Below are 9,154 nucleotides of genomic sequence, written 5' to 3'. Positions count from 1 at the left end.
GCCGCTGGTCCTCCTTCGGCCCCGCCAGCCTCGTGCGCTGCAGGCCCGAGGGCACCGTGAAGCCCGCGCCCGCGGCGACCGCCGGCGACGGCAGCGTCGAGCTGTCGTGGGGCCGCGTGCCCGGAGCCACGAGGTACGCCGTGGCCTACCGGAACGGGTCCGGCTACCGTACCCTGACGACTTCCTGCTCCGGTGAGTCCTTCAAGGCCTCCGGGCTGTCCAACGGGAAGAGCTACCGGTTCCTGGTGCAGGCCTGCGTCTACGGCAGGTGGACCTCCTTCTCCGACTCCGATCTGGTCTCCGCGGCCCCCTCCGACCCGTCGGCGCCCGCCCCCAGGGCGGAGGCGACCGGCGACGGCGAGGTCACCCTGACCTGGGAGCCCGTCGAGGGCGCCGAGCGCTACGCCGTTGCGGAGGCCTTCTCCAACGGCACCTACGCCACCTTCACCAAGTCCCTCACCGGGACGTCCTACGCCGCCACCGACCTGCCCAACGGATACGACCACGACTTCCTCGTGCAGGCCTACGTGAACGGCCGCTGGTCCTCCTTCGGCCCCGCCAGCCTCGTGCGCTGCAGGCCCGAGGGCACCGTGAAGCCCGCGCCCGCGGCGACCGCCGGCGACGGCAGCGTCGAGCTGTCGTGGGGCCGCGTGCCCGGAGCGAATCAGTATGTTGTTTCGTGTTCGAACGGTAAGTCATATAGATTGAAATCTAATCAAACTAGCATTGAAATTAAGGGATTGAAAAACGGTGAAGAATATTCGTTCTATGTAAGGGCGAAGATTTATAATCGTCTATCAGCTCTTGAGGATACTGACTACATCACCTGTATGCCTTATTCTCTTATTTCACCCAAGGTTAGTATTCCCGGTGTTGGCGATGGGTCGGTGAGACTTAAATGGGGCCCAGTTGCCGGTGCATCGCGCTATGCAATTGCGTATAAAACTAAAAACGGATACAAGACCGTCATCTACGACTGTCGTAATACCGAGTTCACCGTGGACGGTCTTACCAATGGCCAGAGATATTCATTTATTGTTCAGGCCAATATTGATGGTCGCTGGTCTCCATTTGGGAGTAGAGATCTTGTTACCGCCATTCCTGAAGATCCTAATGCTCCGAAGCCTCATCTAGAGAAAGCCACGGCGACCTCCTGCGTTCTTTCGTGGAATCAGATTCCTGGAGCAGAGAGGTATGCGGTTGCTCTTAAGACTGGAAATAGCTACAAGACGTATTCCCTTGATGTCAAAGAGTCCTCATATCAGGTTTCCGGTCTGAATCCTGGCAAGACTTACCGTTTTCTTGTTCAAGCATTTGTAAATGGAAAGTGGAGCTCTTCCTCGGACGCATATTTATGTGAAGCCGTTCTTGAGGACGTTCGTTCTCCTCAAAATGTTAAGGCCACTTGTCCTGGCGATGGAAAAATACAGCTTACTTGGGACTTTGTTCCCAATGCAACGCGATACGCGATTGCAGAGTATAAGAATGGCTCATATGTAACGTTCACGACTAATTGCTTGGGGACTAGCTATACAGTTTCCGACCTTACTAATGGGCATGTTCACAAGTTTCTTGTGCAATCTTACGTAGATGGAGCCTGGTCCGCTTGTGGTGATGCTCTGTTCGTGGACGCAGTTCCACATGGTGTAATTATTCCTCGTGTAACTGGCAAAGCTGGGGATCTTTGCGCAAATTTATCTTGGAGCAAGGTGTCGGGCGCCACGCGTTATGCTATTGCGGTAAAGACGAATAGTGGCTATCAAACATATACATACAACTGTACTGGCAATTCGTATAGAGTTGAAGGACTAAACGGTGGACAGACCTATCAGTTTGTCGTTCAGGCTTATCTCGATGGCGTATGGTCGCCTTTTGATGAAGACGATCTGGTTAGTGTAAAGCCGACGGGTACGAATGACACTGTATTTGGTATTCCGCGCCTAACCGTTGTTAATTGGCTGACGAGCCATCAATATAATGGCTATTATCTTGGTACTCGATATTCAAGTGGCTTTTCTTATCAGACATGCTTGTATCCTAACGGCGCTCCAGGGCCTGGGGGCTACACCGGTATGAACTGCACTGGTTTTGTTGCTCATGTATTTAGATCACTTGGCGTAAACGTTGATGCAGTCGCAGCCAATAACAACCACACTCCGTGGGGTGCGGGGCCCGGCGGCGGCGGCTATATCAATGCGTGGCGCTGGTATGGTTATGCAATTGACTCTGGCTGTAAGGTTTATCACTTCAATACAGTTGCCGATATGTTGAATAGCGGTTTGGCTAAGAAGGGCGATGTAATTTTCTTTAAAACAGATGGTTCTATCGACTGCCATATTGGATTTTTCTGGGGAGATAACTCCCATGACAATAAGATGTGGCACCAAATTTTGCCTGGCAACCTGATTGGCCCTTGTTTTAATAACGCTAATAAAAGCGAGGTTCGTCAGCAGTGTGTGCTCATCAAATAGGCCCGGCGTTCGTTTGATGATTGCCTTCGCTATGATTTGACGGCTCGCTTAATCGAATGCATCATGAGTAAGTTATTAAACTCAATCTAAGGCTAGTTATGGATTTCTCTGTTGTAATTCCAGTTTATGGTTGTAAAGAGGCGCTGCCCGAACTGCATAAGCGAATCGTCGATGTTTTTGAAAAGATGGAGGCGTCTTTCGAGCTCGTTCTTGTGGACGACCACGATCCATATGATTCGTGGTCTGTTGTGCAGTCGATATGCGACGCTGATGAACGTGTGTATGGAATCAAGCTTGCTCGTAATTTTGGCCAAATACGTGCAATCACTGCAGGCCTTGATTGTTGCCATGGTGATTGGGTTGTCGTAATGGATTGCGACCTCCAGGATAGGCCGGAGGCCATTCCCCAACTTTATAATAAAGCTCTGGAGGGCTTCGATGTCGTTTTTGCAAAAAGGGTTGAGCGAAAAGATAGCGCTTTGACCATGGCGTTGTCTCGAGCTTTTTATAAAGTGTATGAGTATTTTACTGACGGCAGTTATGATCCTTCACTTTGCAACTTCAGTATTGCTCGTCGCGCGGTAATTTCTCAGTATTGTTCAATGCGTGAACATAACCGTGGATACACTATGTTTATTAAGTGGCTTGGGTTTAGGCAAACTGCGATAGAGATAGTTGGCGATGAACGCTTTGCAGGTGAGTCTTCCTATAGTTTTAGGAAAAAGCTTAATATGGCGTTTGAGCTTATTACCGCCCAGTCTAATAAGCCTTTGAAATTTGCGGTTAACGTTGGCTTTGCAATGTCCTTCGTTGCCTTGCTCGTTCTAATTGCAGCGATAGTCCAGAAAATCTGTGTTCCGGGAATTCAAGTTGGATGGACTAGCCTTCTTTGTTCCATCTTTTTTATGGGTGGGCTCATTTTGTCTGCAATTGGAATCGTTGGACTGTACGTCGGCAATATTTTTACTGAGGTTAAAAATAGACCTCTGTATGTGATTGAAAAAGAGTGCAATGGAAAGGATGAGTAAGCTATGGTAATTGTTATTGGAGCAACTAGTTTTATCGGTATGTATACCGTTGACGAGCTTGTCAAATCAGGCAAACAAGTTATTGCTACCGGTAGGAATGAACGACTTCGTCCTTTCCTTGAAGACATGGGTGCCGAGTTTATTAGTCTTGATATTACTAAGCCTGAAGATTTTTCTAAACTCCCTGCTGATAACGTTGAGGGCGTAATTCTTCTAGCTGGTTTGCTTCCTGCCAATGCAACTGCTGATTTGGTTAACGAAGAGAATGCCATCGATTACGTTAGGGTGAATACTATGGGCACAGTGAACGTGCTCGAGTATTGCAGGACGAATGGCATCAAGAAGATAATTTCCGCCACTACTTATGGTGATGTCTCTGGGGCATGGAGAAAGGGCTATGCCATTACTGAGGATGAGCCCAGGAATTTCTCCTTTACTGGCGACCACGCTGTCTATACCATCACGAAGAATGCTGCCAGCGATTTGATTGAGTATTATTCGCAGCAACATGGTCTTCAGGGGGCTGTGTTCCGTTTTCCTCCTGTTTACGGCGTTGGACCTCATGGCACAATCTTAGTTGATGGTAAGCCGTACAAGTCTGCTATCCAAGTCTGGATCGAAAAGGCCGCGTCCGGACAGAACCTTGAGATATGGGGAGACCCTCATATCTCAAGAGACATTATCTATGTGAAGGATGTTGCTCGAGCATATCGAATGGCTTTGGAAAGCGATTCAACGCATGGGCTTTATAACATGACAAGCGGGGTTCCTTTGGAGCTTGAAGATCAGGCTCGTGCGGTCATCGAGGTATTTGGCGATAGCTCTAAATCGAAAATCGTTTACAGGCCGGAGCTCAAGAACAACACCCCTTCATTTTTATTCGATATGGGTAAGGCTGAGCGTGATTTCGGCTTTGTTCCAGCTTATAGAGACTATTATTCGATGATGCTTGATTATAAGGCTGAGATGGAAAGCGGCCGCTGGAATGATCTTGAAAAGAATTCTTCGGCCAATTGGGAGAAGTAAAGATGTCGAAAAAGCTCGCTATTATCGGTGCGTCTGATTTCCAAAATCCATTGATTCTTAAGGCCAAACAACTTGGCTTTGAAACGCATGTCTTCGCATGGGAATGCGGCGATATTGGCGAGCGAACTGCTGACTATTTCTATCCAATTAGTATTACCGAAATTGATCAAATTGCTGAGAAATGCAGATCGATCGGCGTTGACGGAATTTGTTCTATCGGTACAGACCTCGGTAATATAACTGTGTCTAAAGTCGCTGATAAACTTGACCTGTGTGCTAATTCTCTAGAGTGTATTAAGGCGTCAACGAATAAACATTTAATGCGTGAGGCATTTTTCAAGAACGGAGACCCCTCTCCCAAGAGCTATCAGGTATCTGATGTGTCGGATGTCGATATTCTTGACCTGAATTATCCAATAATTGTTAAGCCTGTTGACAGGTCTGGCAGCCGTTGCATCACCAAGCTTCAGTCTTCTGAAGGGCTCGAGGATGCCGTACGTTCCGCAATCGATGTCTCGTTTTCAAAGGCATGTGTCGTTGAAGAGTTTTTTACTGGCATTGAATATAGCGTTGAGTTCATTTCCTGGAGGGGCGAACATCATTTTCTTGCATTGACGAGAAAGTTTACAACTGGATCGCCGCATTTTATTGAGACCGGTCACCTTCAGCCGGCTCCCGTTTCTGATTCTTTGCGTACTAGAATTATCCAAGTTGTTTCTCACGCGTTGGATTCGCTAGGAGTTGAATACGGCGCTTCTCATTCGGAGATTTTGGTTAATGAGAATGAGGATATTCGTATTGTTGAAATTGGTAGCCGTATGGGTGGCGACTGCATTGGTAGCGATCTCGTAGAGCTTTCAACGGGCTTTGATTTCTTGGGTGCAGTTATTTCTGTTGCCACCGGGCATGAGCCCGATCTGAGTGTCTCTGAGCATCCTGAATGCGCCATGATTCGATTTATTTTTGATGGCGAAGACTTAGCGATGCTTCGACAAGCAGAATGCGATAGGTCTGTGAGGGTCGAGCGAAGTTCTGTGGACAATGACATGGAGCATGAAATTGTCGATAGCGGCAGCAGATACGGTTTCTATATCCTGACTTCAGATTCGATCGACAATTTGGAAAAGTACTTGCCGAAGCGAGGTGTATAGAAATTGAAAAATGGACGTGTTTTCTTAGCGCTTCACCTGCTACTGGTTCTGTATTCCTGTAGCGGTATCTTAAGTAAGTTTGCGGCGGGCTATCCTTTTCTATCTTTCGGTTTTTGTGTCTGCTATGCCGGAATTATCATGCTGCTTGGCATTTATGCTATTTGTTGGCAACAAATTATTAAACGACTGCCATTAACGACAGCCTACGCCAATCGCGCCGTTACAGTTGTATGGGGCATGGTGTGGGGTGTAATTGTCTTTAAGGAGCATCTTGGCTTTCTCCAAGTTGCCGGAGGCATTATTGTGTTAATCGGTGTTGCTTTGTTTGCCCTTTCAGATTCCGAAGCTGTTTAGGAGGGGTGATACTGTGGATTTTCGATACGCATTGCTACTGCTCCTCGGTGTTTTTATTAGCGCTATATCTCAAGTTATGTTAAAGAAGGCCGCTCTTAAGACCTATGACAGCAAGGTGGGAGAGTATCTAAATCCTCTAGTAATTAGCGCATATGCTCTGTTTGTCTGCACGACATTTCTATCGATATTTGCTTACAAAGGAATTCCTCTCTCAATGGGGCCACTTTTAGAGGCGACGAGCTATATATATGTGACATTATTCGGAATTACTATTTTTCATGAGAAAATGTCTCCGCGGAAATGGGCTTCACTGCTTCTTATTCTGCTTGGAATTTCTATCTATTCATTTGGAGCTGCTATATGATTTGCTTTAATATTCCTCCGTATGTTGGCACCGAAATGGAATACGTTCGTGAAGCGTGCGCTGTAAATCATAAGATTTGCGGTGATGGCCCCTTTACCAAGAAGTGTAGTAAGTGGCTTGAGGAGCGCTTTGATTCCGAGAAAATCTTACTAACTACGAGTGGAACAAGCGCACTTGAGCTTGCTGCGATTCTTTGTGATCTACATCCTGGCGATGAGGTCATTTTGCCGAGCTTCACTTTTTCTTCCACTGCTACGGCGTTTCAAATGGTTGGCGCAAACTTGGTGTTCGTCGACGTCTGTCCTGGAACGATGAATATTGATCCTGATGCCATCGAAAGGGCAATAACGGAGAAAACCAAGGTAATTGTCCCCGTGCATTATGCCGGTGTCGCGTGTGACATGGATCGAATTATGGACATCGCCGATCGCAACAAGTTGCTTGTCGTAGAGGATGCGGCTCAGGGTGTTCTGAGTACGTATAAGGGCAAGGCCCTCGGAACCATTGGTCATTTTGGTTGCTATAGTTTCCATGAAACTAAGAACTATTCAATGGGTGAAGGTGGCGCGCTTTCGATTAATGATTCGCGTTATTGCGACCGAGCGGAGATAATTCGTGAAAAGGGTACTAATCGTCAGCGCTTTTTCAGGGGTCAGGTTGATAAATACACGTGGGTAGATCGTGGATCCAGCTACTTGCCCTCTGATATGAACGCGGCTTATCTTTGGGCCCAGTTAGAGCATGCTGATGAAATTAATGAGAACCGACTCTCGACTTGGCATTTTTATAATGAGTCTCTGAAGCCGCTTGCGGATGCTGGTAAGATCGAGCTCCCTTATATACCTGAGGGCTGTGAGCATAACGCACATATGTTCTATATTAAGTGCAAGGATCTTAAGGAACGCGGTGACCTTATCTCTTACCTTAAGGAACACGATATCCAGGCTGTTTTTCATTACATTCCTTTGCATGATGCGCCTGCAGGCAAGATGTTTGGTCGCTTTGAAGGGGAAGATAGGTTTACTACCTCTGAAAGCAATAGGCTTGTCAGGTTGCCAATGTACTATGGCCTAAGCGAAGCCGATAGACATCATGTTGTTAACTCTGTTCTTTCTTTTTACGCCACTCGATAGAAATTAAAAGGCGGCTTCTGGCCGCCTTTTTCTTTTAAGGACTGTTTATGCAAAAGAGTATCCAGCACTATTTGTTGACAGCAATCTTTGCTGTGTCACTTATTTTTCTGTTTATTACTCATCCTGTTAACGCTTTTGCTGATAGCTCGGACATAAATAACCTCTCGTTTATTTATGTCGAGAGGAGTCACGTTGACCTCGGAGATACGCAAAGAGTTGCGTTGGGTTTTGACGGAACGCCGCTGGATGAGCCCGTGGCGCTATATTGTGCAAATACGACGTCTGAAGCACTTGTTCGATTTGATGTAACTTCCAGCGTTGACGGCACATATCTTTTCTCTTCAAGCATCTCTTGCACTGGCGTTTATTCTTTGCTTAAACTGGAGTACGCCTCTGGAGCAACCAGTATTTTTCCTGAGGATATTTCTGATCAGAGTTTTAGCGTCGGCGAAGTAGCTGCACCGTATCGGCTGCGGTCTGATAGCGGCTCGGATGACCAGCCTGAGTCCGTGTTTACTGACGGCGCGGGTGCTTCGTTTGATTCGTTGGAATCCGCTGTCAATGCCATTTCGGAGAATTCTGTACGGGCGCGCAATTGGGTCTTTGTTTTAGACGCTGGCCATGGCGGTTGGGATTCCGGCGCTGTGGGCAACGGTCTTCGTGAGAAAGATCTTACGCTGCAAATTGCACGATATTGCCGCGACGAACTACAGAAGTACGCTGGCGTTCGAGTTATTATGACACGAGATTCTGACGCTTCCGTTACTGGTGTTGCCAACACTACAAACGAACTAATTGCTCGCGCCCAAATTGCAAGAGACAATAATGCCACTTTGTTCATGAGTTTTCATATCAACTCAGGCGGTGGTACCGGAGCGGAAATTTGGATTCCGAGGCAAGCTAGCTGGTATTCTTCATTTAATGAACTTGGAGAGTCTCTGGGTCAAGATGTTTTGAACAGGCTTGCATCTGTTGGTCTTGTTAACCGTGGCACAAAAAATGATTATTACGATTTAAATGGCACGCAGCTTTATTATCCTGACGGAAGCAACGCCGATAGCCTTTCCGTCATAAGAAATTGCCGACAATATGGCATTCCTGCAGTTTTGGTCGAACATGGTTTCATTGACAATAGTTATGATGCCGGACTTTTGGCCAATTCGCTATACCTTCAAAAAATGGGTCAGGCAGATGCTCTGGCTATTGCTAACCAGTTCGGCCTTTCGAAAGAAGCCAAACCTGATCCGGTGGTTTCCGAGATGCGTGACGGTAAAATCAAGTTGAGCTGGGATTCAGTCCCCAATGCATCTAAGTATGCGATTGCTCTGTGCAAGAGCGACGGCAGCTTTAATACCTATACGTATGATTGCGCTGGAACTTCCTATGAAATCGGTGGGCTCGAAAATGGGAAGACTTATACATTCCTCGTCCAGGCTTATGCCAACGGTCGTTGGAATACCTTTACGTTTGACGATTATTTAACTTGTAAATTGGTTCCTTCCCCCGAGGCTCAGGCCGAGGCGACCGGCGACGGTGAGGTCACCGTCTCCTGGAAGGCCGTCGCCGGCGCCGAGCGCTACGCCGTCGCCGAGAGGCTCGCGGACGGGTCGTACAGGACCTACACGCT

Annotated in this window: 7 protein-coding genes; all 7 read left to right on the top strand. The window is 47.5% G+C overall.

What is annotated here, in order from left to right:
- Positions 1-2,471, top strand: a 2,471-nt coding sequence (locus AAA138_RS09715; protein ID WP_349090653.1) for a fibronectin type III domain-containing protein, incomplete at its 5' end; no start/stop codon positions are given.
- Between the two features lie 98 nt (positions 2,472-2,569).
- On the top strand, positions 2,570-3,499 hold the full coding sequence (locus AAA138_RS09710; protein WP_117583720.1) for a glycosyltransferase family 2 protein: 930 nt from the start codon (positions 2,570-2,572) through the stop codon (positions 3,497-3,499).
- Between the two features lie 3 nt (positions 3,500-3,502).
- Entirely contained in the window at positions 3,503-4,525 is a 1,023-nt protein-coding gene (locus AAA138_RS09705) for an NAD(P)-dependent oxidoreductase (protein ID WP_349090652.1), read from the top strand.
- Between the two features lie 2 nt (positions 4,526-4,527).
- Entirely contained in the window at positions 4,528-5,676 is a 1,149-nt protein-coding gene (locus AAA138_RS09700) for an ATP-grasp domain-containing protein (protein ID WP_349090651.1), read from the top strand.
- 3 nt (positions 5,677-5,679) lie between these two features.
- A complete protein-coding gene (locus tag AAA138_RS09695) occupies positions 5,680-6,030 on the top strand; it encodes a transporter (RefSeq protein WP_349090650.1) in 351 nt (116 codons plus the stop codon).
- A 360-nt stretch (positions 6,031-6,390) separates the two neighbouring features.
- On the top strand, positions 6,391-7,527 hold the full coding sequence (gene rffA, locus AAA138_RS09690; RefSeq protein ID WP_349090649.1) for a dTDP-4-amino-4,6-dideoxygalactose transaminase: 1,137 nt from the start codon (positions 6,391-6,393) through the stop codon (positions 7,525-7,527).
- A 47-nt stretch (positions 7,528-7,574) separates the two neighbouring features.
- Positions 7,575-9,154, top strand: a 1,580-nt coding sequence (locus tag AAA138_RS09685) for an N-acetylmuramoyl-L-alanine amidase (protein ID WP_349090648.1), incomplete at its 3' end; no start/stop codon positions are given.

The organism is Collinsella sp. CLA-JM-H32B, assembly GCF_040098065.1.
Classification (GTDB): Bacteria; Actinomycetota; Coriobacteriia; order Coriobacteriales; family Coriobacteriaceae; genus Collinsella.
The sequence above is the reverse complement of the archived record's forward strand: the minus strand, read 5'-3'. Positions and strand labels throughout refer to the sequence as shown.

Coding starts and splice junctions, on each gene's coding strand:
- AAA138_RS09710 (WP_117583720.1), top strand. CDS start 2,570: ATGGATTTCTCTGTTGTAATTCCAGTTTATGGTTGTAAAGAGGCGCTG.
- AAA138_RS09705 (WP_349090652.1), top strand. CDS start 3,503: ATGGTAATTGTTATTGGAGCAACTAGTTTTATCGGTATGTATACCGTT.
- AAA138_RS09700 (WP_349090651.1), top strand. CDS start 4,528: ATGTCGAAAAAGCTCGCTATTATCGGTGCGTCTGATTTCCAAAATCCA.
- rffA (WP_349090649.1), top strand. CDS start 6,391: ATGATTTGCTTTAATATTCCTCCGTATGTTGGCACCGAAATGGAATAC.